Here is a 22407-nt window from a genome sequence, read left to right on the forward strand (position 1 = left end):
GCGCCACGGCACGGCGCCGAGTTGCTCTCTCCCGACATGTGGAAAATCCCCCGATCCGCGAGGCACCCGTGCCGCCAATGCGGTGGCGCCTCGCGTGAATCACGTTACGGCGCTCGCTGGTTGAGGCGGAAGAGCGGAGCCCACATCTGTGGGTGGCCGCGTGATTGTGGATATCTCGGCCACTCGTACGGGGGTATGGGGCGGTTGATGGGTCTGTTTCCGCGTCGGCAGGATCACGCCTCCGCGCGTTCAACCGCCTCCCGCGCCCGCTCCTACCGCCCCTACGGGATCGTCCAACACGGCCCGCGCCACCGAGTGGGCCGCGCCCAGCAGCGGTCCGTCCGGCCCCAGCACGGACGCCGTCACCCGGCAGGCACGGCCCGCGGTGCGTCCCGCCAGCTCCCGTTCCAGCGACGGCAGCAGCCAGGGCGCGAGGCGCGACAGGGCTCCGCCGAGCACCACTGCTCGGGGGTCCAGAAGATTGACGGCGCCGGTGAGTGCGATGCCCATCGCGGTGCCCGCGTCGCTCAGCGCCCGTCGCACCGTCTCGTCCCCCGCGTCGGCGCACTCCGCCAGCAGCTCTACCCGGTCCTCCCGCTCCTCCAGGCCCACGGCCCGCAGTACCGCTTCCTGGCCCGCGTACTGCTCCAGGCAGCCTCGGCCGCCGCAGGGGCAGGCGGGACCTTCCGGCCATATCGGCACATGGCCCAGTTCGCCCGCGAATCCGCGTGTCCCGCGCAGCAGCCGGCCGTCGACCACCAGCGCGGCGCCCACGCCGATCTCCGCGGAGACGTGCAGGAAGTCCTCCGGTGTGTCCTCACCGAGCCACAGTTCCGCCAGGGCGCCGAAGTTCGCCTCGTTGTCCACCGTCAGCGGCAGCTCGGCGGGCAGGAGCGGGGCGAGGTCGATGTCGTGCCAGCCGAGGTTGGGTGCGCGTACGACCGTTCGTGAGTCCCGGGACACGAGACCGGGCACGGCCACCGCGAGGCCCGCGGGGGACATGCCCGCCTCGCGCGCTTCCGCGCTCACCTTGCGTACCAGAGCGGTGAGCTCTTCGAGCACCGGCCCGGGGGAGCGGCCGCGGTTGCTCGCTCGCCGCACGGCACGCACGCGTACCTCTCCGCGCAGGTCGACCGCACACGCCGCGAGGTGGTCGACGCCCACCTCGGCACCGATGCCGACGGGCCCGCGCGCGCTCATCGCGAGGGCGGACCCCGGCCGGCCCACCCGCCCGGGGCGCTCGGGGCCCAGCTCGTCCAGGTGGCCCGAGCGGATCAGCTCGTCCACGAGCGTGGAGACGGCTGCCCGCGTCAGGCCGATCCTGGAGGCCACGGCGGCACGGGACAGCGGGCCGTGCGCGGCGACGGCGTACATCACCCGGGAGAGGTTGCGGCGGCGTATTCCCTGCTGGGTGTCGAGCTGTGGTGCACCGGACCTCCCTCGCAGCGGCGGGCCGGACGTCCCCTGGCGTTCCTCGCGCAGCGGCGTACCGGTCCCACCCCGGCGGTCTTCGTGCAGCGGTGCGGTCATGCTTCGGTCGGTCCTCACTCCCCGTTGGGCACCCTGTCCAGGAGCGGCGCCGCGTCGGAGAGTACCCCGGAGATCCGGGACAGCGTCTCCTCGTCCCGCTCCACGGGGTCGAGCACCGGTCCCTCGGCGGTTCCCCACCGCCGGGCGATCGCCGCCGGATCCTCGCCGGTCAGCACGCCCGCCGCCTGCGCCGCGGCACCGAGCGCGACCAGATCCTGGGCCCGGGGAACCTGTACGGGACGCCCGGAGAGGCGTCGCACGGTGTGCTGCCAGGCCGCCCCTCGCGCGCCGCCGCCGATCAGCAGCAGCGGGGTCGACCGGTCGGCGTCCGCGTCGAGGACCAGATCGAGCGCGCCGAGCAGGGAGTGCACGGCCCCGTCGTACGCCGCCTGCAGCAACTGTCCCGGCGTCGTGTCGTGCCGCAGTCCGTGGAGCAGGCCGGAGGCATGGGGCAGGTCAGGGGTCCGCTCTCCGTCCAGATACGGCAGGAGTGTGGAGGTCCCGCCCGGTGCGACCGCCTCACGGTCCAGGCCCAGGAGGGCGGCCACCCGGTCGACGGCGAGGGTGCAGTTGAGCGTGCAGGCCAGCGGCAACCAGTCGCCACGCGCGTCGGCGAAGCCCGCGACGGTGCCGGTCGGGTCCGTGGGGCGACGCTCGGAGACCGCGTACACCGTCCCGGATGTGCCGAGGCTCAGCACCGGAGTGCCGGGCCGCAGTCCGAGCCCCAGGGCGGCCGCAGCGTTGTCGCCGGTGCCGGGAGCGACCAGCGTGCCCTTGGAGAAGGGCAGTCCGCTGCCGCGCACGGTTCCGACCACCTCGCCGGGGCGGGCCACGCGCGGGAGCATCGTGGGATCAAGGCCCACCATGTCGAGGATCTCCTCGTCGTACGCCTCCGGGCCCGACGCCCACCAGCCTGTGCCGGAGACGTCGCCGCGGTCGGTCGTGCCGACTCCCGTGAGGCGTTCCGTGAGGTAGTCGTGGGGGAGGCGCACGGCGGTCGTGGCGCGGGCGGCAGCCGGTTCGTGCTCGGCGAACCAGGCCCACTTCGTCACGGTGAAGGAGGGCCCCGGCACGCTTCCGACGCGGTCCGCCCACACCTTGGGTCCGCCGAGTCGCTCAAGGAGGGACCTGGCCTGCGGAGCGGAGCGCACGTCGTTCCACAGCAGGGCCGGCCGGACCGGATCGCCGTCGCGGCCGAGCGTGACGAGACCGTGCTGCTGGCCGCCGACCGACACGGCGGCGGCCTCCCGTGCGGCGGGGCCGCACTGCTGAAGGGCCGTACACAGAGCTTCCCACCACTCCTGCGGGTCGCTCTCGCGGCCCTCGCCCGTGCTGACCCGGTGCGGGGCCTGGCCTCTCGCCACGACGTGGCCGGAGGCCACATCGACGACCAGGGCCTTGGTGGACTGCGTGGACGTGTCCACGCCGACGACAAGAGGCCCTTGGGCCGATGGAGCTGATGACATTCCGGTCTCCGTTCCTGCGGCTCTTCCCCGATGCTGCCCCGTAGTTTCCTCCACGACCTTCCCACCGGGGCTCTCGGATACTAATTTGTAAAGGGCCATGACGAAATAGTCGAGGGAGCCGTACATGAACTACCAGCCCACTCCGGACGACAAGTTCAGCTTCGGTCTGTGGACCGTCGGCTGGCAGGGGCGTGACCCGTTCGGCGATGCCACGCGCGGTGCGATCGACCCGGCGGACTCCGTGCGTCACCTCGCCGAACTGGGTGCCTACGGAGTGACGTTCCACGACGACGACCTGATCCCCTTCGGGGCGTCCGACACGGAGCGCGAGGGCCACATCAAGCGCTTCCGGCAGGCTCTGGACGCGACGGGCCTCGTCGTGCCGATGGCCACCACGAACCTCTTCACGCACCCCGTCTTCAAGGACGGCGCGTTCACCGCGAACGACCGTGACGTACGCCGCTACGCGCTGCGCAAGACGATCCGCAACATCGACCTCGCGGTGGAGCTGGGCGCGCGTACGTACGTGGCGTGGGGCGGCAGGGAGGGAGCGGAATCCGGCGCCGCCAAGGATGTGCGGGACGCGCTCGACCGGATGAAGGAGGCCTTCGACCTGCTGTCCGAGTACGTGACGTCTCAGGGCTACGACCTGCGCTTCGCGATCGAGCCGAAGCCGAACGAGCCGCGCGGTGACATCCTCCTGCCCACCGTCGGACACGCCTTGGCCTTCATCGAGCGCCTTGAGCGGCCCGAACTGTTTGGCGTCAACCCCGAAGTGGGTCATGAACAGATGGCCGGCCTCAACTTCCCGCACTCCATCGCCCAGGCGCTTTGGGCGGGCAAACTCTTCCACATCGACCTGAACGGTCAGACCGGCATCAAGTACGACCAGGACCTGCGCTTCGGCGCGGGGGACCTGCGCAGCGCGTTCTGGCTGGTGGACCTCCTTGAGAGGGGTGGTTACGAAGGCCCGCGCCACTTCGACTTCAAGCCGCCGCGCACGGAGGACTACGAAGGGGTCTGGGCATCGGCCGCCGGCTGCATGCGCAACTACCTGATCCTGCGGGAACGGTCGGCCGCCTTCCGGGCCGACCCGGAGGTGCGGGAGGCGCTGAGTGCCGCACGCCTCGACGAACTGGCGCTTCCCACGGCCGAGGACGGCCTCTCCGGGCTGCTCTCCGACCAGGGTGCCTTCGAGGCGTTCGATGTGGAGGCGACCGCCGCGCGCGGGATGGCGTTCGAGCACCTCGACCAGTTGGCGATGGATCACCTCCTGGGAGTGCGCGGCTAGGTTCGCCGCCGCGGTTCGCGACAACTTCCGCGTAGGGGTCGCCTCCTGACCGGTTCGAGGCGACTCTGGGTGGTATGGCCATGCCGCCCGTACCGCCACAGCCGCCTTCGCCCCCCGCCGGCCCGCCTCCCACGGGAGGCGGGGGGTTCGGACCGCCGCCTGGAGGCGGCTACGGGCCGCCTCCAGGCGGCTGGGGGACGGCCGCCACCGGCCACACCGCCAGGTGGGCCTCCAGGGCGGCACAAGGGGCTCCTCGTGCTGCTGGCGGCCATGGTGGTCGTGGGGGCCATCGCCACGGTCGTCCTCGTCGCCAGGGACGGTGGCGACGGGAAGGAGAAGAAGGGGCCGATCGAGAGCAGCAGCGGGGAGCCCGAGCCGACGCCGTCCCTGAGCCTCCCCTCGGGGCTGCCGGGCGAGCTGCCCACCAGCTTCCCCACTGACCTCCCCAGTACGGCCCCCTCACTGCCGACGGACTTCCCGAGCGACCTCGATTCGCTCGTCCCCGCGCCTGCGGCCGGGCAAGTCCCGTACTACCGGTTGAAGACCGGTGACTGTTTCAACGTCAATACCGGCAAGCCGGGGCGCGCCGCGACGAAGTCATGTCGCACCCCACACGACGCCGAAGTGGTCGGCATTGTGCGACTCAAGGGCTCCTACACGACGAACGCGGAGCTGAAGAAGGCGGCGGCCGACCTGTGCCGACAGCCGCTCGAGCGCAAGGCGCGCAACCAGCCGTCCGGCACGGTACGCGGCACTCTGGTGCAGTGCCCGGACGTCTCCGGCTACAGGATCGGCATCGACGACGTCGCGTGCAGCTTGGCGGGAGACGCCGGGGCGGGCAAACACAAGCTCACCAAGCCGCTGTCCTGAGAGGTGTCCCATAGCCCGGAAGCCGCACAGACGTGCGCGAGAAGGCGCTGTGGCTCATAGGTCCGTCCTGTGAGCCCATCAGGTGGACGGAGACGCTTGCCGTTCACTCCCACGCGCCCTGGCTCGGACGCGCCGACGCCGCCTCCCGCGAGGGGCGGGAGGCGGCGTCGGCATGCACCGGTCCGATCAGTGCGTGTGCGGCAGAGTGTCCCTGATTCTCCCCTTTCAGCCAGGCCGTGGCAGGCAGAGCCGATGATTTCGCCATCCCCATGGTGAGCCCGAGTAGCTCGTGTGGTCAGACCTCCCTGATCCGACGTGCTTCTACGGTCGACGATGAGGTGGCCGTGCTCAATCGCTGCGCAGGGGGAGCGCGCGTGCCGGTGTTCCCGGCGCGCGGCCGGGCGGTCGGCGCGCGCCGGTAGGCACTGCTGAGGCGCCGCCTCGCTCAATCCGGCTGGATCGTCTCACTCACTGCCGCTCGCCACGGCCAGCGCCGTCGCGGGATCGTGCGCAGCGGGCCCTGCCGGGGACCACTGGCCGTGTTCCTTTCGGTAGGGCCACCAGCGGCCGTCACGCCCATGCCGCAACTGCACGTCTGAGTCGACCACGGTCCAGTGGTTGTGCGCGGCCCGCAGAGGCGGCCGTTCGTCCTCGTCCCAGGCCGCGTCCAGTGCGGCACGCGCGCGTGCCAGTGCCTCGCCCTCCGGTCTCCACTCCTCCTCCAGTATGTGCAGGCCGGCTCGGCCGCCGAACCGCCAGGCCCGCACAGCCAGCGCGAGACCCTCGCGACCGCGCCCGGACACTGCCGCGAGCCGGTTCCGGACCCCGGCCTCCGGTTCCGCGGCGGCCAGTCGCACGGCGTCCTCCTCCGCGGTCAACTCGGCCTCCACCGCATGCAGCTCATGACCGGGGGCCAGGGCGTCGGTCAACAGCCGGTACGCCTCCGCTGCCGCCTGTGCCGCCAAGAACTCGACCGCAGTCACGTCCAGGCCCGCGTCCGGCTCTACCTCGGTGTCGAGCGTCGGCGGCAGGCCGGGCCCTGAAGGCAGCTCGGGCAGAGCGGGCAGCGGAGGCAGGATGTCGCCCTCCGCGTACGCCTCCGCGGCGCTGACGCCCTCCAGGGCGGCATCCTGGGGTGCCTCACCGGGCTGCGGCGCGTCAGTGCGAGCGACGCTGCGTACCTGGAGCTCATCGAGGAGCGCGCGCTCCCCGCGCCCTCGCATCAACAGGAGGACGAACGGGTCCTGATCGAGCAAGCGCGCCATCTGGTAGCAGAGTGCCGATGTGTGCCCGCAGTGGTCCCATGCCTCGCAGTCGCACTCGGGCTCCAGATCGCCGATGCCGGGCAGCAGTTCGATGCCGGCCGCCGCCGAGTCCTCCACCAGATGGGGTGGCATGTCGCGGTCCAGGAGCGCCGCGATGTGCCCGGCCCGCTCGATGGCCACGTCCGCGAAGCGGTCCCACTCCTCCGGGCTCAGCTCTTGGAGCAGCACGTCGGATCGGTGCGGTGTGCCGTCCGGGTCCTTGACGACCGCGGTGATCCGGCCGGGGCGCACCGAGACGGCGCCCACGGCGCCCGCACGCGCCAGCTTGCGCCCCGCCTTGAGCTGGGCGTTGTCGAGCGCGGTCTCCTCGAGGGCCTTCAGCCAGGCCTGGCCCCACCAGCTCTGCGCGAAGCCCCGGCCGTGCGCGGGCGGCAAGGCCGCGAACGTGCGCTCAAGGGAGGGCGCGTCCACGCGCGGGTCGTCGTTCTCGGCTCCGTACGCGTCGTCATGGACGTCGTTCATCGCGTGCCCCCTCGCAGCTCCACCAGATCCGACAGTTCGGCGTCGGTCAGCTCGGTGAGGGCGGCTTCGCCCGCACCGAGGACGGCGTCCGCCAACTCACGCTTGCGCAGCAGCATCTCGGCGATGCGGTCCTCGATCGTGCCCTCCGCGATCAGCCGGTGGACCTGCACAGGCTGTGTCTGCCCGATGCGGTACGCGCGGTCGGTGGCCTGCGCCTCGACGGCGGGGTTCCACCAGCGGTCGTAGTGCACGACGTGCTCGGCACGCGTCAGGTTCAATCCGGTCCCAGCCGCCTTCAGGGACAGCAGGAAGACCGGTACCTCCCCGTCCTGGAAACGCTGGACCATCGCCTCGCGCTGGGCGACCGGCGTCCCTCCGTGCAGGAACTGCGAGGGGACACCACGGTCCGCGAGGTGCCGCTCGATGAGCCGCGCCATCTGGACGTACTGCGTGAAGACGAGCACGCCGGCTTCCTCGGCGAGGATCGTGTCGAGCAACTCGTCGAGCAGTTCCAGTTTCCCGGAGCGGCCCGCGATGTGCGGATCGTCCTCCTTGAGGTACTGCGCCGGGTGGTTGCAGATCTGCTTGAGCGCGGTGAGGAGCTTGACGATCAGCCCGCGCCGAGCGAACCCGTCGGCTCCCGAGATCTCCGCCAGGGTCTCGCGGACCACCGCTTCGTAGAGCCCTGTCTGCTCCTGACTCAGGGATACGGCCCGATCGGTCTCCGTCTTCGGCGGCAGCTCCGGCGCGATCCCCGGGTCCGACTTGCGTCGGCGCAGCAGGAACGGCCGTACAAGTTGTCCCAGCCGTTCGGCGGCCCCCGGGTCCGAGCCGCCTTCCACTGCCTGGGCATAGCGCGTCCGGAAAGTACCGAGCCTGCCGAGCAGCCCCGGAGTGGTCCAGTCCAGAATGGCCCACAGCTCGGAGAGGTTGTTCTCCACGGGTGTTCCGGTGAGCGCCACACGCGCGTGTGCCTTGATGGTCCGCAGCTGCCTCGCCGTCGCCGAGTACGGATTCTTCACGTGCTGGGCCTCGTCGGCGACCACCATGCCCCAGGGGGTCTGCCCCAGCTTCTCCGCGTCGAGCCGCATCGTGCCGTAGGTGGTCAGCACGAACTCCCCGTCGGCCAGGTCCTCCAGGCCCCGCTGGGCGCCGTGGAACCGACGCACGCGTGTGCCGGGCGCGAACTTCTCGATTTCCCGCTGCCAGTTGCCCATCAACGACGTCGGGCAGACCACCAGCGTCGGGCCGGTGGAGTCCTCCTGCGTCTGCCGGTGCAGGTGCAGCGAGATCAGCGTGATGGTCTTGCCGAGCCCCATGTCGTCGGCCAGACAGCCACCGAGGCCGAGCGAGGTCATGCGGGCGAGCCAGTTCAACCCCCGCAGCTGGTAGTCGCGAAGCTCCGCGGCGAGCGCTTCGGGCTGGCCGACCGGCTGCATGCCCTCCGGGTCCGCGAGGCGCTCGCGGAGCGTGGCGAGCCATCCTGTCGGCTCCACCTCCACGTGCCGCCCCTCGACCTCGGTCGTGCCCGTGAGGGCGGCGCTGAGAGCGTCGATCGGGGTGACCTTGCGGTCCTGCCGGCTGCGTGCGCGGCGCACTTCTTCGGGGTCGATGAGTACCCACTGGTCGCGCAGGCGCACCACAGGACGATTCGTCTCGGCGAGCCGGTCGAGTTCCTCGCGGGTCAGTTCCTGGTCACCCAGCGCGAAACGCCAGTTGAAGGCGAGCAGCGCGTCGGCCGAGAGGAACGAGGGCGTGTCCGAGGCCAGCCTGTCCGGGCGCTTCTCGGCGCCGTCCGGTCTGTCGTCCGGCGGGCCGATGACGGCTCGCGCGGTCAGGCTGCGCGCCAGCTCCCTGGGCCAGTGCACGTCGACGCCCGCCGCAGCGAGCAAGTGTGCTCCATTGCCCAGCAGTTCGGTGACCTCATCGTCGGCGAGTTCGATCGCGTCGGGCACAGTGGCCGAGAGCAGTGGGGCGAGCGGTGGCCACGCGCGCGTGGCGCGACGCAGTGCGAGGAGCGCGTCCATCTTCGCGCGTGGCCCGAAGGCCTCTTCCGAGGCCGCACTCCCGGTCCACACTTCGGAGGCGTCCGCGACGAGCGTGGGGTCACTGACACTGTGAAGTTGCAGCACGGCACGGACCGGCAGCCGGGTGCCGTCGCCGGCGACCGAGGCCAGGCCCGGAATCTCCACCCGCAGCGAAATCCGCACCCCCACGTCGTGCCCGGCCGCGACATCTGCCGCCCAGGCCCGGTGCTCCGGAGCGCGCAGCGGCCCCCGTCCCGCGAAAGCGGGTCCACCGGCCGCCGTGACCGCAGCGGCAGAGCGCGGCAGTGTGTCGGCCACGGCGTCGAGGAACTGCCGGAGCAGCCGCTCCGGCTCGGGCAGCCGCAGCGGGGCGTCGTCGCCCAAGGGCAGCGCGTGGGCGGCCGGAGGCATCGCCGCGGCCAGCTCGCGCAGCCGTCGCACGTCCTCGGCTCCCAGGGGCCCGGCACGCCAGGCATCGTGATCACTGGCGGTGAGCCCCGGGAGGAGGAGCCCGCGGGCGGTCAGTTGCAGGGCGAGGACTCCGGCCGTGCCCCAGAAGCGGGCCGTCGGGTGGGCCCGCGACGAGGCACGCGCGCGTGTGAGGACCGGCAGCGCGTCGCGCACAGGGAGGAGGAGCACGGACACGGTGACGAGTTCGGCGTCACCGTCGCCCGGGATGGCGATGTCCCATTCCTCGGTGGTGCCTACGGAGGAGGAAGGCGGTTCGGTGCCGTCCGGCCGCCAAAAGGCGACCCGGCCGCCGCGAGCGGGGTCGGCGGGTGCGAAGAGAACGGAACATTCCGATAGTTCGGAGATCTCGGAAGGGGAGACGACGGGAAGCCTCTGCACAGCGATAGCGCATTCCTCAAATTTGACTACTTGTGGGGCGGCCGAGAGTACATGATGGGCGAGGTCGCCCGGAAGCGACTCGCAAGTGATCCGCGTCACTGTAGTTGGCGGGGTGGAGTCAACCCCCCATCGCGGCGGTGCTGGCCCCCGCCCGGATCCGGGTGGTGGCGCCATGGCCGCCATAGAGTGCCGGTCCGTACGTTTCAACGGGTCAGACCGTCGTTACGGAGACCGGAGACCCATCCATGCCCCAGGCCGCAGCAGTAGCGGAACGCTCCCCATCATCCACTGGCCGACAGCCCGTCGGAAGCGACTTCGCGCCCCTCCTGCGTACCGTCAAGGGGCAGGGCCTCCTGGATCGCCGCATCGGCTGGTACACGCGCACCATCGCGGTCAATGCCATCGCACTCACGGCCGTATGCATCGCGATGTACTTCGTGGGCGGCTCTTGGTGGGTATTGCTCCTCGCCCCGGTGCTGTCCGTCCTGTGCGCCCGTACGGCATTCATCGGGCACGACGCCGGGCACTCTCAGATCACCGGCAAGCGGTCCGTCAGCCGTGCCATCGGTCTCATACACGGCAACCTCCTGCTCGGGATGAGCTCAGCCTGGTGGAACGACAAGCACAACAGGCACCACGCCAACCCCAACCACATCGAGAAGGACCCTGATGTGGCCGCCAACGTCCTCGTGTGGACGAGCAAGCAGGCCCGAGTCCGCATGGGCTTCCGTCGCTGGCTCACCCGGAACCAGGCCTGGCTCTTCTTTCCGCTCACGCTCCTCCAGGGCGTCGCCATGAAGATCTACGGCTTCCAGGATCTGCGCCGCCAGCCTCCGCGCGAGCGCCTGGTGGAAGGCGTCCTCCTCGTCGCCCACCTGGTGGGCTACGTGACGCTGCTGCTCACCGCCATGCCGGTCGGCCATGCACTCGCTTTCGCCGCCGTGCATCAGGCGCTGTTCGGGCTGCACCTCGGTCTCGCCTTCGCCCCGAACCACAAGGGCATGGAAATGCCGGACCCCGACGGCGAGCGCTGGGGGCATCTCCATCGCCAGGTGCTGACTTCGCGCAACATCCGCGGCAACCCGGTCATCGACTGGTTCCTCGGTGGGCTGAACCACCAGATCGAGCACCATCTGTTCCCGAGCATGCCCCGCCCCCATCTGCGGCTCGCCAAGCCGGCCGTGCGTGCCCACTGCGCCGCCGTGGGCATCCCCTACACGGAGGCCGGCTTCGTCGACTCCTACCGACAGGTGCTGCGCCACATGTACGAGGTCGGCGAGCCCCTGCGCGTCGAGTAGGGCGAGGGGGTCGGACGGGTGGGGTGGACGTGACCCGTGATGGGAAGCGGCCCGGGAACCAGTAGGGGCTGGAGTCAGGGATCTCTCAGGGGCGCTGCGTGGAACTGAGGCAGGGCCGCGGCCGTTTTTCACGACAGAGAGCGGCAGTAGCCGCGGAGGAGGCGACGCACATGTCGAAGAAGGCGAAGATCGCCGCAGGGGGCGTGGCGGCCGGGATCATCCTGTTGATCTGGTTGCCGTGGTGGGCCGCACTTCTGATCGTGCTCGGGGTTCCCGCCGCTGCCTATCTCGCGCTCGATTCCGGTCAGCGGCGCAGACTGCGTCGTGTCACACGCAAGGAGATAGGCCACTGAGGGCTCTGGAGCCGTGAGCCGGTGAGCGCTTTGTTCATGGGACCGACCGGTCGATGTCCCAGGGGGTGGCGGACCGGCTCACGAAGGGCGGACCGCCATCTTGTCGAGGGCTTCCAGAAGAGCGGGGAGTCTTGGGCCGCGGCCGACCGGCAGCACTTCGCCGGGCTCCTCGTCCAACAGGACGAACGCGATGTCGTCGGTCCTCGCGACGAGCGACCAACCGGGCCCGTCGGCACGCAGGATGCGGCTTCCCCCGGAGGCGAAGGACGACCGGACTCGTCCCAGAGGCGGCGGGGAGTCGATGTACGAACGAGCTTCGGCCATGACACGTCGCACACCGGTCAGCGGGGCCTCGTCCAGGCTGCTCGAAAGCTTTGGCGAACCCTCCGTGGCGAAGTCGGCCTCGTCGAGTTGTTCCCGCCAGGTCGCCCACTGCAGCGCTATCTCGTCGGCTCCCTGCCGCCGCTGAGCCGGCCCCCAGATGTCGGAGGGCGGCGGCGCGAGCGGCTGCCCGTCGCCGGCCCCCGGTTCCGGGTCGTGCGGAGCGGGGACGCCCGGTGCCGCGACGGCGACCGCGAGGGGCCAGCCGGGCCGTGCGGTGACCACGGTGCGTTCATCGGGCGACAGGTCGTACTCCATGCCGCAGTCCCAGGACGCGATCGCGACGGCCACTAGGGAGACATCGTCGACGACGACAGTCCAGCGCGCACCCTCGCCATCCTGGCCCAGGACCAGGCCGTAGCCCGCGGCGAGTGGTGCGAGGCCGAGCGCCGCACACGCCTCCGGATAGTCGTCGCCCAGCACGCTGGGGAACTTCGCGGGTGTCAGCAGCACCGCGGTCAGCACGTACAGCGCGTCGTCGTCGGTGCCGACGGCGTCATCCGTCCCGGCCATGGCTGCCTCCCCTTCGCTTCGTCCGTCGGCGCACCCTAACCAGTCGCCCCAGAGATCGTCGAGAGGAGCATGACCAGGAAAATCACCGAGGACCGGACCCGTCCGACGACTTTCGACGCGCCCGCCACCGCAGCCGATGCTCACGCGGCGGGCAGCCCCATGAGCGAGCGGGCCACATCCTGGGGTGACTGGTCGCGTTCTCGGGCGAGGGCGATGACCGCTCGGCAGGCGAGCTCACTGAGGCCGAACGACAAGGCCTCCGGAGAGACCCACTGCCTGGCTCGGTCCATCTCGTCCTGATCGTCCTCGGCGCACGCCGCGGTGTAGACGGCGGCCGCCTCGAAGAGATTGTGCGTGCGCTTCGGTTCCCCGGCGGTGTGTACGCCCCGCTCATCGGCAGGTTTGTCGGCACGCCAGAACTTACGGAGCTTGTCGATCACTTTGGACTACCTTCTCCCGAGCACAGCATCCCGCCTCTGGAGGCCTACGCGGCCTTCTCCCAACGTAGAGTGAGTGCTCCGGTGGCAGAAGGGGGACTTCGCGGTGAAGCGTTTCCAGCGACTTGAGCAGATCAGGCGCCTCGACCCGGAGAAGGACTTCCTCGAGATCTACCGGCTCACCGCCACTTTCGAATTCCCGTGGGACTACACGCGCGCCCTCGAACTGGCTCTTTACCGCACCTACGCCGTTCCCGGCATCGGCCGCCTGCTCGCCAGGACAGCCGAGCTGACGGCCCGTACGCAGAAGAGGTACGACGATACGGTGCTGTTGCTGGACGCCGTCGTGGAGCACGGTTTCACCAGCGACGAAGGCCGGACCGCGATCCGGCGCATCAATCAGATGCATCGCAGCTACGACATCAGCAATGACGACATGCGTTACGTACTGTGCACCTTCGTCGTGGTGCCCAAGCGTTGGATCGACGCCTACGGCTGGCGCAGGCTCTCACACCACGAGACGACCGCTGCAGCCGTCTATTACCGTACGCTCGGGCAGCACATGGGCATCAAGGGAATCCCGGCCTCGTACGCCGAGTTCGAAAGATGCCTGGACGATTATGAAGCGGCTCACTTCGGCTGGGACCAGGGAGCACGCGAGGTGTCCGACGCGACCCTCGATCTGATGGCATCGTGGTATCCACGCCCGATGGCGCCCATGCTGCGCACCGCCACTCTCGCGCTCCTCGACGAGCCCTTGCTGCGGGCGTTCCGCTATGAGCGGCCGGGTGCCGCCACTCGTTCGCTGGTCAGGGGCGCGGTGAGGCTCAGGGGGCGCGCGGTGCGCCTGATGCCTCCACGCCGGGCCCCGCACCACGCACGGCAGAACCGTGAGATCAAGGGGTACCCGGACGGCTACCGGATCTCCGCGCTCGGGACATTCCCGGTCCCCGGCGTCCGGGGGTGCCCGGTGCCGCACGGGGGCAGCTCAGCGGCTGGCCCCGTCGCCGAGTGACGCCAGTGTCGAGTGCAGCCATTCCAGCTCGGCTCGGCTGGTCGCGCGCGCGATCGTGAGGATGCCTCGCCGGAAGGGGTCGTCGAGCTCCTCCGCACGCAGCGGCCGCTCCCCGTCGTAGAAGAAGCTGGCGGGTTCCTCCAGGAAGGCCAGCCGTCTGCGCAGTACAGCGGCCTGGGCCGCCGCGTCGTCCAAGTGACGGAGGAAGGCGAGGAGCGTGAACCAGCGGTTCTCGTCGGTGATGTCCCCCGTCGCTGGTTCCGCGAGACGTCTGCGCAGCTCCTGCCTGCCGCCAGCGGTGAGATTCAGGACGTGACGCGGCGCGGCCACCGCCCCCGGCTGTGTCTCCCGGGCCAGTAGCCCTGCCTTCTCCAGGCGCTTGATGGCGGGATACAGAGTGCTCTCGGCCACGGGTCGTACGTGACCGGTCAGCGCGGTGATGCGCTTGCGCAGCTCGTAGCCGTGCAGGGGGCTGTCGTAAAGGAAACCGAGGATGGCCAGTTCGAGCATGGTTCGCATTCTGCCGCATCTCGCCGTTCTGCACGGTGTACATCACCCACGTTGTACATCGACACCGATGTATTGTTGGTATGGGCCCGACCGAGGTGGGCCACAGCATGACGGCACCGCATGGAAGGGACTCGACGATGCGTGAAGCACGGTTCGACGCTGGGGGCAGCCGAGTGCGATGGACGGAGGTCGCCGGCGCCGACGCTGCTCGCGTATACGTGCACGGTCTCGGCGCGGCGTCGACGATCTACCACGCGCATATCGCCGCCAGGCCCGAACTGGTGGGGCGACGTTCACTTTTCGTCGACCTCCCCGGACACGGCATCAGCGACCGGCCTGCGGACTTCGGCTACACGCTGGAAGACCATGCGGAGGCACTGGCCGCGGTTCTCGATGAGGCCCGCGTGGCCGGAGCGGAGATCATCGCTCACAGCATGGGCGGTTCCATCGCCGTCGTCCTGGCGTACAGGCGTCCCGAACTGGTCTCACGCCTCGTCCTCACGGAGGCCAATCTCGATCCGCATCCGCCGGCGACGGCGGGCAGTAGCGGGATAGCCTCCTACGAGGAACGCGACTTCGTCGAAAGCGGCGGCTACGCGCGCGTGCTGGAGAAAGTCGGCCCCACTTGGGCGGCCACCATGCGCTTGGCCGACCCCCGTGCCCTGCACCGGAGCGCCGTCGGTCTCATCAGAGGCACGCGGCCCACGATGCGCCGGATGCTCGAAGAACTGACCATCGAACGTGTCTACTTGCAGGGGGCGTCGAGCGGTGACCTCGCGGGGCGCGAAGTCCTGGAGGCATCCGGAGTCACGGTCATGACCGTGCCGGACGCCGGGCACAACATCATGTTCGACAACGCCGACGCGTTCGTCGCCGCGGTCTCCGGGCGCCCCTGACCCACTGCATGCAGCCGCCGGCCGGGTCGGCGATCGATTTGTTCAAGCCACGCGTTCGGCGAGCGCGAGGAACCGCGCGTCCTCGTCGACGTACGACGTCATGAGCCAACCCGAGCTTGCGAGCAGTGGGGCGAGGTTGGCCTCCGCGCGCAGATCGTCCGGTGTGATCTGCCGGCCCTGTCGGGCCGCGAGCGCCGCACGGCCGATGGGGTGGAAGAGGGCGAGCAGCCCTCCGGGGCGCACCACGCGCCGCAACTCCGTCAAGTTCTTCGTCGGCTGGGGAAGATGCGAGATCAGCCCGGCGCCGAAGACGGCGTCGAGCGACGCGGCGGCCAGCGGCAGGCGTGTCACATCGGCGAGCAGGAGTTGCCCGTAACGGTCCCTTCCCGCCTGCCTGGCGGCCTCCAGCATCGCGGGAGTCAGGTCGGCGCCCAGCACCGCTCCCGAAGGTCCGACGGCGTCCCTGAGCGCCGGCAGGGCACGCCCTGTACCGCAGCCCGCGTCGAGCACCCGCGCGCCCTTACGGAGGCCGAGTTCGGCGACCGCGGCTCGATAGGCGGGGCCGTCATCGGGGAAACGAGCGTCCCAGTCGGCGGCTCGGGCCGTGAAGAACTCCTGGACCTTCGTGTGGTCGTCACTCATGCGACCCATGATTGCGTAGAGCGCCGCGCGCGCGGGGGCGCACTCGGTCGAGCGGGGCGTAAGTGTGGGTGTGGGTGTGGGTGTGGGTGTGGGTGTGGTGAGAATGCTCCTCGGCGACCTGCTCAAGTTGGGGCACGTCGAGGTCGGTCGACCGGTTCGGCCCGCACAGCTTCCCGACCGGCGGCTTCGAGGTCGGCAAGACCACCTTGGTCGGCGCGGTCAGCGAGATCCGCTCCCTACGGACCGAGGAACTGCTCAGCGAGGCGGGCCAGATGGTGGACGGACACCGAGGGCGTCGCCCGGAAGACCACGACGATTGTCGTCATGGACTTCGGGCGCATCACCATCAGGGTGGGTCTGCACGTACATACGGCGCGCAGGAGGTTCCACGAGCCCTGGACTTCGACCGCGGCGCCCCATGGTGCTCTGTGACGCACGGGACCGTGACTCGGGGAAAGAGGTGCTGATTCGGCTGGTCGAGCAGCCGGGCGGATGCACGCCGCCCGGCGTTCGACTCGGTGGGCTGAGCGCCGGTCCGTCCGGAGATTCGGACCACCAGCCGGACCTCCGGCCGGTGGTCGGGGAGTCTTCAGGCCGAATTCCGGCATGAGGTGCGTCCAGCGGCGGCGCGAACCCTCACTCGGAGATTCCGGTGTGTGCGAGCACCTTGTCGATACTCATGCGTACCAGGAGCTCGCCGGGCACACCATTGCGCTCGCCGAACTCCTCGGCCCGGTCCTCGCCCATGTAACGTGCGCCGATCCTGGACGCCCAGTGGCGGACCTCGTCGAGCTCCTCTACCAGCTCGGCGCGGCCCTGCAGTACAACGAAGGCGAATGGTGGCTGGTCGTCGTCCACGCACAGGGCCACGCGGCCGTCACGGGCGAGGTTACGGCCCTTGACGGTCTCCTTGCCGGTGTTGAACACCAGGTCGTCTCCGTCGAGAAGGAACCAGATCGGTGCGATGTGCGGGCTGCCGTCGGCCCTGACGGTCGAGAGCTTGCCGGTTCGCGTGCCGTGTGAGACGAATGCCCGCCATTGGTCATCGGTCATCTTTTGTGCCATGCCCCCATCATGCTTGCCGGGGCGCCGGTCGTGGGGAAGGCTGGCAGGTCAGATCCTCCAGCCAGGAGGACCGACTCGGGGAGACGGGAACGATGGCGCAGAGCACGGGGCTGGGTTGGCTGCTGGACGACCTGACGCAGCGGATGGAGCACGTTCGCCATGCGCTGGTGCTGTCCAACGACGGGCTGGTCACCGGTGCCAGTTCGGACCTGCGGCGCGAGGACGCGGAACACCTGGCGGCGGTCTCGTCGGGGTTGCACAGCCTCGCCAAGGGGTCGGGGCGCCACTTTCACGCGGGCAACGTCCGCCAGACGATGATCGAGTTCGATGACGCAGTCCTCTTCGTCACCGCGGCGGGCGACGGCAGTTGTCTGTGCGTCCTGAGCGCGGCGGAGGCTGACATCGGCCAGGTCGCCTATGAGATGACGCTGCTCGTGAATCGCGTCGGAGAGCACTTGGCCGTAGGGGCACGGCAGCCTGAGCGAGCGCCCGTCGTGGACCTCTGACCAGTCCTGACGCTGCCCTGTCAGGAGTTATCCACAGGCTCAGCGAAGGTCGTGGCAACCGGGCTACGGTCTTTCCCGAGAGCAAAACGTCTCACGGGGGAGAACGAACATGACGGACGTCATGACCACACAGCCGCCCACGGCGACAGCGGCTCCGCCCTCCGTCGCACTGAGTGGTGCGGCGAAAGAGCTGGGCCTGAAACGCGGCGAGTTCGATCTCGCCGTATCGCTCGGACGCATCCGCGTCATCGGCGGCCCACAGGGAACACAGCGCCGTGTCACCCGTGCGGAGATCGACCGTGTACGTGACAGCGAGAGCTATCCCGGCGCGCTGCACGCCAGCCTTCAGCTCGGCCTCTCCCAGGCCCGCTCGGAACGCCCGGCGCCCCGGCCCCCAGGTCCACCGGCAACAGCTCTAGCCGCTCCAGTCGCAGTAGTCGACTCGGCTTCGGCTCGCGCGGAGCCCGAGCACCGGAGGGACGACGCGATCGGCGTGTCGGAACACGAGTCGCGCGGCCTGATGAGGAAGTGGTTGCGCCGTAGGCAGGTGCAGAGCGAGTGACGCGCGCGACGACGTGCAACGCCAGGGCCATATGTAAAGGCCGCTGATGCCGGTCCAGTGACGTCACGCGTGGGGGCGGAACAAGCCTTCCTGCACCACTGATACGAGGAGCCGGCCCTCGGTGTCGTAGATACGGCCGCGGGCGAGGCCGCGGCCCCCCGTCGCGATGGGGGACTCCTGGTCGTACAAGAACCACTCATCGGCGCGGAACGGGTGGTGGAACCACATGGCGTGGTCGAGCGACGCCATGTCGAAGCCACGGGGTCCCCAGAGCGGTTCGACCGGGATGCGTACGGCGTCGAGCAGCGTCATGTCGCTCGCGTAGGTGAGCGCGCAGGTGTGCACGAGCGGGTCGTCACCCAGCGGGCCGACGGCGCGCATCCACACCGCGCTGCGCGGTTCGGCGTCCTTGACCTCCTCGGTGGACCAACGCAGCCGGTCCACGTAACGGATGTCGAAGGGCTGGCGTCTGGCCATGCGCTCCAGCTGCTCGGGGAGCGCGCCCAAGTGCTCCTTGATCTCCTCGGCCACGGTCGGCAGCGACTCCGGGTCAGGAGCGGAGATACGCGGCGGCAGCTGATGTTCGAAAGCACCCTGTTCGGGCTTGTGGAAGGAGGCGGTGAGGTTGAAGATCGTGCGGCCCTGCTGGACGGCGGTGACGCGACGCGTCGTGAAGGAGCGCCCGTCCCTGACCCGCTCGACCTGGTACACGATGGGCACGCCCGGACGGCCGGGGCGCAGGAAGTACGCGTGCAGTGAGTGCACGGGGCGGTCGCCCTCCGTGGTGCGGCCCGCCGCTACCAGGGCCTGCCCGGCGACCTGCCCGCCGAACACACGCTGCAGGGACTCCTCGGGGCTGCGGCCCCGGAAGATGTTGACCTCGATCTGCTCCAGATCCAGCAGGTCGACCAGCCGTTCGGCGGGGTTGCTCATGACGCTTCTTCGACTCCTGTCGGGGACACACGATTACTGGCGGACTTCAGAGCTGGCCGACGTCCGTGACCCGCACGACGGCGCGGCCCTCCTCGTCGGATGCCGCGAGATCGACCTCCGCGCTGATGCCCCAGTCATGATCGCCGTTCGGGTCGGCGAACGTCTGGCGGACGCGCCACAGACCATGCTCCGGGTCCTGTTCGATGGAGAGCAGCTTGGGGCCGCGCGCGTCGGGTCCGGTCCCGAGATCTTCGTACTCGTCCCAGTACTTGTCCATGGCCTCGCCCCAGGCGTCCGCGTCCCAACCGGACTCGGCGTCCAGCTCGCCCAGCTCCTCGACATGGTCGAGGGCGGCCAGCTCGACCCTGCGGAACAGCGCGTTGCGCACCAGGACGCGGAAGGCGCGGGCGTTGGCCGTGACCGGCTTGACCTGGTCGGCCCGCTCCTGGGCCTCCTCGGCCGTCATGACCTCGGGATTGGCCAGCTGCTCCCACTCGTCGAGGAGGCTGGAGTCGACCTGGCGGACCATCTCGCCGAGCCAGGCGATCAGGTCCTCCAGGTCCTCCGACTTCAGGTCGTCCGGGATGGTGTGCTCAAGAGCCTTGTACGCACTGGCCAGGTAGCGCAGCACGATGCCTTCGGTGCGGGCGAGTTCGTAGAAGGAGGTGAACTCGGTGAAGGACAGCGCCCGCTCGTACATGTCACGGATGACGGACTTCGGGGACAGCGGGTGGTCGCCGACCCACGGGTGACTCGTCCGGTAGGTGTTGTAGGCGTGGTAGAGGAGCTCCTCCAGCGGCTTGGGGTAGGTGATGTCCTGGAGCCGCTCCATCCGCTCCTCGTACTCGACACCGTCCGCCTTCATCAACGCCACCGCTTCGCCGCGCGCCTTGTTCTGCTGGGCCGCGAGGATCTGACGGGGGTCGTCAAGGGTGGATTCGACCACCGAGACCATGTCGAGGGCGTAAGAGGGGGAGTCCGGGTCGAGGACCTCGAAGGCCGCGAGGGCGAAGGTCGACAGGGGCTGGTTGAGCGCGAAGTCCTGCTGCAGGTCGACGGTCAGGCGCACGACGCGGCCCGTGGCGTCCGGCTCGTCGAGCTTCTCCACGACACCGCCGGCCAGGAGCGAGCGGTAGATCGCGATGGCGCGGCGGATGTGCCGCAGCTGCGCCTTGCGCGGCTCGTGATTGTCTTCCAGCAGGTGACGCATCGCCTTGAAGGCGTTGCCCGGGCGGGCGATCACGGACAGCAGCATGGTGTGCGTGACGCGGAAGCGGGAGGTCAGCGGCTCCGGCTCGGAGGCGATGAGCTTCTCGAAGGTGTTCTCGGTCCAGCCGACGAAGCCATCCGGCGCCTTCTTGCGGACCACCTTGCGGCGCTTCTTCGCGTCGTCACCCGCCTTCGCGAGCGCCTTCTCGTTCTCGATGACGTGCTCGGGCGCCTGCGCGACCACGAAGCCCGCGGTGTCGAAGCCCGCGCGTCCGGCCCGGCCGGCGATCTGATGGAATTCCCGCGCACGCAGAGTGCGGACCCGGCTGCCGTCGTACTTGGTCAGCGCGGTGAAGAGGACGGTGCGGATCGGGACGTTGACGCCGACGCCGAGAGTGTCCGTACCGCAGATGACCTTCAGAAGACCGGCCTGGGCGAGCTTCTCCACCAGGCGGCGGTACTTGGGCAGCATGCCGGCGTGGTGCACGCCGATGCCATGGCGCACGTAGCGCGAGAGGTTGCGGCCGAACTTGGTGGTGAAGCGGAAGCTGCCGATCAGGTCGGCGATCTTGTCCTTCTCCTCACGTGTGCACATGTTGATGCTCATCAGCGACTGGGCGCGCTCGACGGCCTGTGCCTGTGTGAAGTGCACGATGTAGACCGGAGCCTGCTTGGTCTCCAGAAGTTCGGTGAGCGTCTCGGTGATCGGCGTCAGCCGGTACTCGTACGACAGCGGCACGGGGCGCGTCGCGGAGCGGACGACCGAGGTGGGGCGGCCGGTGCGGCGCGTGAGGTCCTTCTCGAACATGCTGACGTCGCCGAGCGTCGCCGACATGAGGATGAACTGTGCCTGCGGCAGTTCGAGCAGCGGGATCTGCCATGCCCATCCGCGGTCCGGCTCGGCGTAGAAGTGGAACTCGTCCATCACGACCTGGCCGATGTCGGCGTCCTTGCCGTCCCGCAGGGCGATCGAGGCGAGGACCTCGGCCGTGCAGCAGATGACGGGGGCGTCGGCGTTGACGGACGCGTCACCCGTGAGCATGCCGACGTTCTCGGTGCCGAAGAGCTTGCACAGGTCGAAGAACTTCTCCGACACCAGTGCCTTGATGGGGGCCGTGTAGAAGGTGACCTTGTCCTGGGCGAGGGCGGTGAAGTGTGCGCCGGCCGCCACCAGGCTCTTGCCGGAGCCCGTGGGAGTGGACAAGATCACGTTCGCTCCGGAGACCACCTCGATCAGCGCCTCCTCCTGGGCCGGGTAGAGAGTGATCCCCTGTTCCTCGGCCCACGTGGAGAAGGCTTCGAAGAGGGCATCGGGGTCGGCATCCGGCGGCAGCTGATCGATAAGGGTCACACCCCCATCTTGCCTTCCTTCCGACCGGATCAGGGAACCGGCGGTCTCTCGAAAGATCACGAACGCTACGCTGTGTCGCCAACGGGGCATCAGCACATGGGGAATGAGGCGGGCTGCAGCAATGATGGGACCGGCACACTCACTGTCGGGAGCGGCGGCCTGGCTCGGGGTCGGCGCGGCCGCCGCGGCCGCGGGGCGCATGATGCCCTGGCCGGTCCTTCTCGTGGGGGCGCTCATCTGTGCCGGGGCGGCCCTCGCGCCCGACCTCGATCACAAGTCCGCGACCATTTCGCGGTCTTTTGGACCCGTCTCGCGCGGTCTGTGCGAAATTGTCGACAAGCTCTCCTATGCCGTCTACAAAGCGACACGGAAGGCCGGCGACCCGCGTCGTTCCGGTGGCCACCGCACGCTCACCCACACCTGGCTGTGGGCGGTGCTCATAGGCGCCGGCGCCTCAGCCCTGGCGATCTTCGGCGGGCGCTGGGCGGTGCTCGCGATCCTCTTCGTCCACATGGTGCTCGCCATCGAAGGCTTGCTGTGGCGGGCGGCGCGCGGGTCGAGCAGCGATGTGCTGGTGTGGCTGCTCGCCGCCACGAGCGCCTGGATCCTCGCCGGCGTCCTCGACAAACCGGGCAACGGCTCGGACTGGTTCTTCACCGCGCCCGGCCAGGAGTACCTGTGGCTCGGCCTGCCGATCGTGCTCGGTGCGCTGGTGCACGACATCGGGGACGCACTGACGATCTCCGGATGCCCGATCCTGTGGCCCATTCCCATAGGCCGGAAGCGCTGGTATCCGATCGGGCCGCCGAAAGCACTGCGCTTCCGGGCCGGCAGCTGGATCGAGCTGAAGGTGCTGATGCCGGTGTTCATGCTGCTCGGCGGAGTGGGCGGCGCAGCCGCGCTCAACTTCATCTGA

At 69.6% G+C, this 22407-nt stretch carries 20 protein-coding genes and 2 pseudogenes; 11 read left to right on the forward strand and 11 right to left on the reverse strand.

Features of this window, described 5'->3' with window-relative positions:
- Positions 1 to 249 precede the first annotated feature (249 nt).
- Both DCW30_RS15345 and xylB read right to left on the reverse strand, forming a co-directional pair.
- On the reverse strand, positions 250 to 1530 hold the full coding sequence (locus tag DCW30_RS15345; RefSeq protein ID WP_076687402.1) for an ROK family transcriptional regulator: 1281 nt from the start codon (positions 1528 to 1530) through the stop codon (positions 250 to 252).
- 14 nt (positions 1531 to 1544) lie between these two features.
- The gene (xylB, locus tag DCW30_RS15350; RefSeq protein ID WP_076687403.1) at positions 1545 to 2996 is read right to left on the reverse strand and encodes a xylulokinase; all 1452 of its coding nucleotides are present in this window, start codon (positions 2994 to 2996) and stop codon (positions 1545 to 1547) included.
- A gap of 124 nt (positions 2997 to 3120) precedes the next feature.
- Here xylB and xylA point away from each other — a divergent pair, with 124 nt between their 5' ends.
- Together xylA and DCW30_RS36690 are read left to right on the forward strand one after the other, a co-directional pair.
- The gene (gene xylA, locus DCW30_RS15355; protein WP_076687404.1) at positions 3121 to 4287 is read left to right on the forward strand and encodes a xylose isomerase; all 1167 of its coding nucleotides are present in this window, start codon (positions 3121 to 3123) and stop codon (positions 4285 to 4287) included.
- Between the two features lie 255 nt (positions 4288 to 4542).
- A complete protein-coding gene (locus DCW30_RS36690; protein WP_076687405.1) occupies positions 4543 to 5157 on the forward strand; it encodes a hypothetical protein in 615 nt (204 codons plus the stop codon).
- 464 nt (positions 5158 to 5621) lie between these two features.
- Here DCW30_RS36690 and DCW30_RS15370 read toward each other — a convergent pair whose 3' ends face one another.
- Positions 5622 to 6944, reverse strand: a complete 1323-nt coding sequence (locus DCW30_RS15370; protein ID WP_079250223.1) for an SWIM zinc finger family protein — start codon at positions 6942 to 6944, stop codon at positions 5622 to 5624.
- Positions 6941 to 9820, reverse strand: coding sequence for a DEAD/DEAH box helicase (locus DCW30_RS15375; RefSeq protein WP_076687406.1), 2880 nt, complete (start codon positions 9818 to 9820; stop codon positions 6941 to 6943). The genes DCW30_RS15370 and DCW30_RS15375 overlap by 4 nt, the downstream gene beginning before the upstream one ends.
- Before the next feature lie 245 nt (positions 9821 to 10065).
- On the opposite strand from DCW30_RS15375, the gene DCW30_RS15380 reads away from it, so the two are divergent.
- Together DCW30_RS15380 and DCW30_RS15385 are read left to right on the forward strand one after the other, a co-directional pair.
- Entirely contained in the window at positions 10066 to 11118 is a 1053-nt protein-coding gene (locus DCW30_RS15380; RefSeq protein WP_076687407.1) for a fatty acid desaturase family protein, read from the forward strand.
- Between the two features lie 170 nt (positions 11119 to 11288).
- Positions 11289 to 11471, forward strand: a complete 183-nt coding sequence (locus tag DCW30_RS15385; RefSeq protein ID WP_062776135.1) for a hypothetical protein — start codon at positions 11289 to 11291, stop codon at positions 11469 to 11471.
- A 78-nt stretch (positions 11472 to 11549) separates the two neighbouring features.
- Here DCW30_RS15385 and DCW30_RS15390 read toward each other — a convergent pair whose 3' ends face one another.
- The gene (locus tag DCW30_RS15390; protein ID WP_076687408.1) at positions 11550 to 12365 is read right to left on the reverse strand and encodes a hypothetical protein; all 816 of its coding nucleotides are present in this window, start codon (positions 12363 to 12365) and stop codon (positions 11550 to 11552) included.
- Between the two features lie 140 nt (positions 12366 to 12505).
- The gene (locus tag DCW30_RS15395; protein WP_416069306.1) at positions 12506 to 12805 is read right to left on the reverse strand and encodes a hypothetical protein; all 300 of its coding nucleotides are present in this window, start codon (positions 12803 to 12805) and stop codon (positions 12506 to 12508) included.
- Positions 12806 to 12908: 103 nt separating this feature from the next.
- Between DCW30_RS15395 and DCW30_RS15400 the strand changes: the two genes are divergently transcribed.
- Positions 12909 to 13817 carry an oxygenase MpaB family protein gene (locus DCW30_RS15400; protein WP_076689620.1) on the forward strand — a complete coding sequence of 303 codons (909 nt, stop codon included), beginning with the start codon at positions 12909 to 12911 and terminating at the stop codon, positions 13815 to 13817.
- On the opposite strand, the gene DCW30_RS15405 is transcribed toward DCW30_RS15400, so the two are convergent.
- Positions 13791 to 14327, reverse strand: a complete 537-nt coding sequence (locus DCW30_RS15405; protein ID WP_076687409.1) for a PadR family transcriptional regulator — start codon at positions 14325 to 14327, stop codon at positions 13791 to 13793. The genes DCW30_RS15400 and DCW30_RS15405 overlap by 27 nt on opposite strands.
- A 137-nt stretch (positions 14328 to 14464) precedes the next feature.
- Here DCW30_RS15405 and DCW30_RS15410 point away from each other — a divergent pair, with 137 nt between their 5' ends.
- Positions 14465 to 15223 (forward strand): alpha/beta fold hydrolase, encoded by a 759-nt coding sequence (locus DCW30_RS15410; protein WP_076687410.1) that lies wholly within the window; start codon positions 14465 to 14467, stop codon positions 15221 to 15223.
- Positions 15224 to 15265: 42 nt separating this feature from the next.
- Here DCW30_RS15410 and DCW30_RS15415 read toward each other — a convergent pair whose 3' ends face one another.
- Positions 15266 to 15865 carry a class I SAM-dependent methyltransferase gene (locus DCW30_RS15415; protein ID WP_076689622.1) on the reverse strand — a complete coding sequence of 200 codons (600 nt, stop codon included), beginning with the start codon at positions 15863 to 15865 and terminating at the stop codon, positions 15266 to 15268.
- Between the two features lie 82 nt (positions 15866 to 15947).
- On the opposite strand from DCW30_RS15415, the pseudogene DCW30_RS37480 reads away from it, so the two are divergent.
- Both DCW30_RS37480 and DCW30_RS37485 read left to right on the forward strand, forming a co-directional pair.
- Positions 15948 to 16052 (forward strand): annotated as a pseudogene (locus tag DCW30_RS37480) (DUF742 domain-containing protein); the annotation flags it as partial.
- Positions 16045 to 16392 (forward strand): annotated as a pseudogene (locus DCW30_RS37485) (ATP-binding protein); the annotation flags it as partial. The pseudogenes DCW30_RS37480 and DCW30_RS37485, both read left to right, overlap by 8 nt.
- A gap of 109 nt (positions 16393 to 16501) precedes the next feature.
- On the opposite strand, the gene DCW30_RS15425 reads toward DCW30_RS37485, so the two are convergent.
- Positions 16502 to 16930: a PPOX class F420-dependent oxidoreductase gene (locus tag DCW30_RS15425; protein ID WP_076687412.1), complete on the reverse strand. Its 429-nt coding sequence runs from the start codon at positions 16928 to 16930 to the stop codon at positions 16502 to 16504.
- Between the two features lie 92 nt (positions 16931 to 17022).
- On the opposite strand from DCW30_RS15425, the gene DCW30_RS15430 reads away from it, so the two are divergent.
- Together DCW30_RS15430 and DCW30_RS15435 are read left to right on the forward strand one after the other, a co-directional pair.
- Positions 17023 to 17436: a roadblock/LC7 domain-containing protein gene (locus DCW30_RS15430; RefSeq protein ID WP_062776041.1), complete on the forward strand. Its 414-nt coding sequence runs from the start codon at positions 17023 to 17025 to the stop codon at positions 17434 to 17436.
- Between the two features lie 109 nt (positions 17437 to 17545).
- A complete protein-coding gene (locus DCW30_RS15435; RefSeq protein ID WP_123985629.1) occupies positions 17546 to 17998 on the forward strand; it encodes a DUF6397 family protein in 453 nt (150 codons plus the stop codon).
- A gap of 63 nt (positions 17999 to 18061) precedes the next feature.
- Here the strand turns inward: DCW30_RS15435 and DCW30_RS15440 are convergent, their stop codons facing one another.
- Positions 18062 to 18931, reverse strand: coding sequence for an acyl-CoA thioesterase (locus DCW30_RS15440; protein WP_062776040.1), 870 nt, complete (start codon positions 18929 to 18931; stop codon positions 18062 to 18064).
- A gap of 46 nt (positions 18932 to 18977) precedes the next feature.
- Complete coding sequence (locus DCW30_RS15445; RefSeq protein WP_237283465.1) at positions 18978 to 21581, reverse strand: DEAD/DEAH box helicase; 2604 nt, start codon at positions 21579 to 21581, stop codon at positions 18978 to 18980.
- Positions 21582 to 21612: 31 nt separating this feature from the next.
- Between DCW30_RS15445 and DCW30_RS15450 the strand changes: the two genes are divergently transcribed.
- Positions 21613 to 22407 (forward strand): metal-dependent hydrolase, encoded by a 795-nt coding sequence (locus DCW30_RS15450; protein WP_076687413.1) that lies wholly within the window; start codon positions 21613 to 21615, stop codon positions 22405 to 22407.

The organism is Streptomyces alfalfae, from assembly GCF_004127445.1.
Taxonomy (GTDB): Bacteria; Actinomycetota; Actinomycetes; order Streptomycetales; family Streptomycetaceae; genus Streptomyces; species Streptomyces alfalfae.

Excerpts from the sequence above, each read along its gene's own strand:
- DCW30_RS15345 (WP_076687402.1), bottom strand. The coding sequence starts at position 1,530 with ATGACCGCACCGCTGCACGAAGACCGCCGGGGTGGGACCGGTACGCCG.
- xylB (WP_076687403.1), bottom strand. The coding sequence starts at position 2,996 with ATGTCATCAGCTCCATCGGCCCAAGGGCCTCTTGTCGTCGGCGTGGAC.
- xylA (WP_076687404.1), top strand. The coding sequence starts at position 3,121 with ATGAACTACCAGCCCACTCCGGACGACAAGTTCAGCTTCGGTCTGTGG.
- DCW30_RS15370 (WP_079250223.1), bottom strand. The coding sequence starts at position 6,944 with ATGAACGACGTCCATGACGACGCGTACGGAGCCGAGAACGACGACCCG.
- DCW30_RS15380 (WP_076687407.1), top strand. The coding sequence starts at position 10,066 with ATGCCCCAGGCCGCAGCAGTAGCGGAACGCTCCCCATCATCCACTGGC.
- DCW30_RS15385 (WP_062776135.1), top strand. The coding sequence starts at position 11,289 with ATGTCGAAGAAGGCGAAGATCGCCGCAGGGGGCGTGGCGGCCGGGATC.
- DCW30_RS15390 (WP_076687408.1), bottom strand. The coding sequence starts at position 12,365 with ATGGCCGGGACGGATGACGCCGTCGGCACCGACGACGACGCGCTGTAC.
- DCW30_RS15405 (WP_076687409.1), bottom strand. The coding sequence starts at position 14,327 with ATGCTCGAACTGGCCATCCTCGGTTTCCTTTACGACAGCCCCCTGCAC.
- DCW30_RS15410 (WP_076687410.1), top strand. The coding sequence starts at position 14,465 with ATGCGTGAAGCACGGTTCGACGCTGGGGGCAGCCGAGTGCGATGGACG.
- DCW30_RS15415 (WP_076689622.1), bottom strand. The coding sequence starts at position 15,865 with ATGAGTGACGACCACACGAAGGTCCAGGAGTTCTTCACGGCCCGAGCC.
- DCW30_RS15425 (WP_076687412.1), bottom strand. The coding sequence starts at position 16,930 with ATGGCACAAAAGATGACCGATGACCAATGGCGGGCATTCGTCTCACAC.
- DCW30_RS15430 (WP_062776041.1), top strand. The coding sequence starts at position 17,023 with ATGGCGCAGAGCACGGGGCTGGGTTGGCTGCTGGACGACCTGACGCAG.
- DCW30_RS15435 (WP_123985629.1), top strand. The coding sequence starts at position 17,546 with ATGACGGACGTCATGACCACACAGCCGCCCACGGCGACAGCGGCTCCG.
- DCW30_RS15440 (WP_062776040.1), bottom strand. The coding sequence starts at position 18,931 with ATGAGCAACCCCGCCGAACGGCTGGTCGACCTGCTGGATCTGGAGCAG.
- DCW30_RS15445 (WP_237283465.1), bottom strand. The coding sequence starts at position 21,581 with ATGCCCCGTTGGCGACACAGCGTAGCGTTCGTGATCTTTCGAGAGACC.
- DCW30_RS15450 (WP_076687413.1), top strand. The coding sequence starts at position 21,613 with ATGATGGGACCGGCACACTCACTGTCGGGAGCGGCGGCCTGGCTCGGG.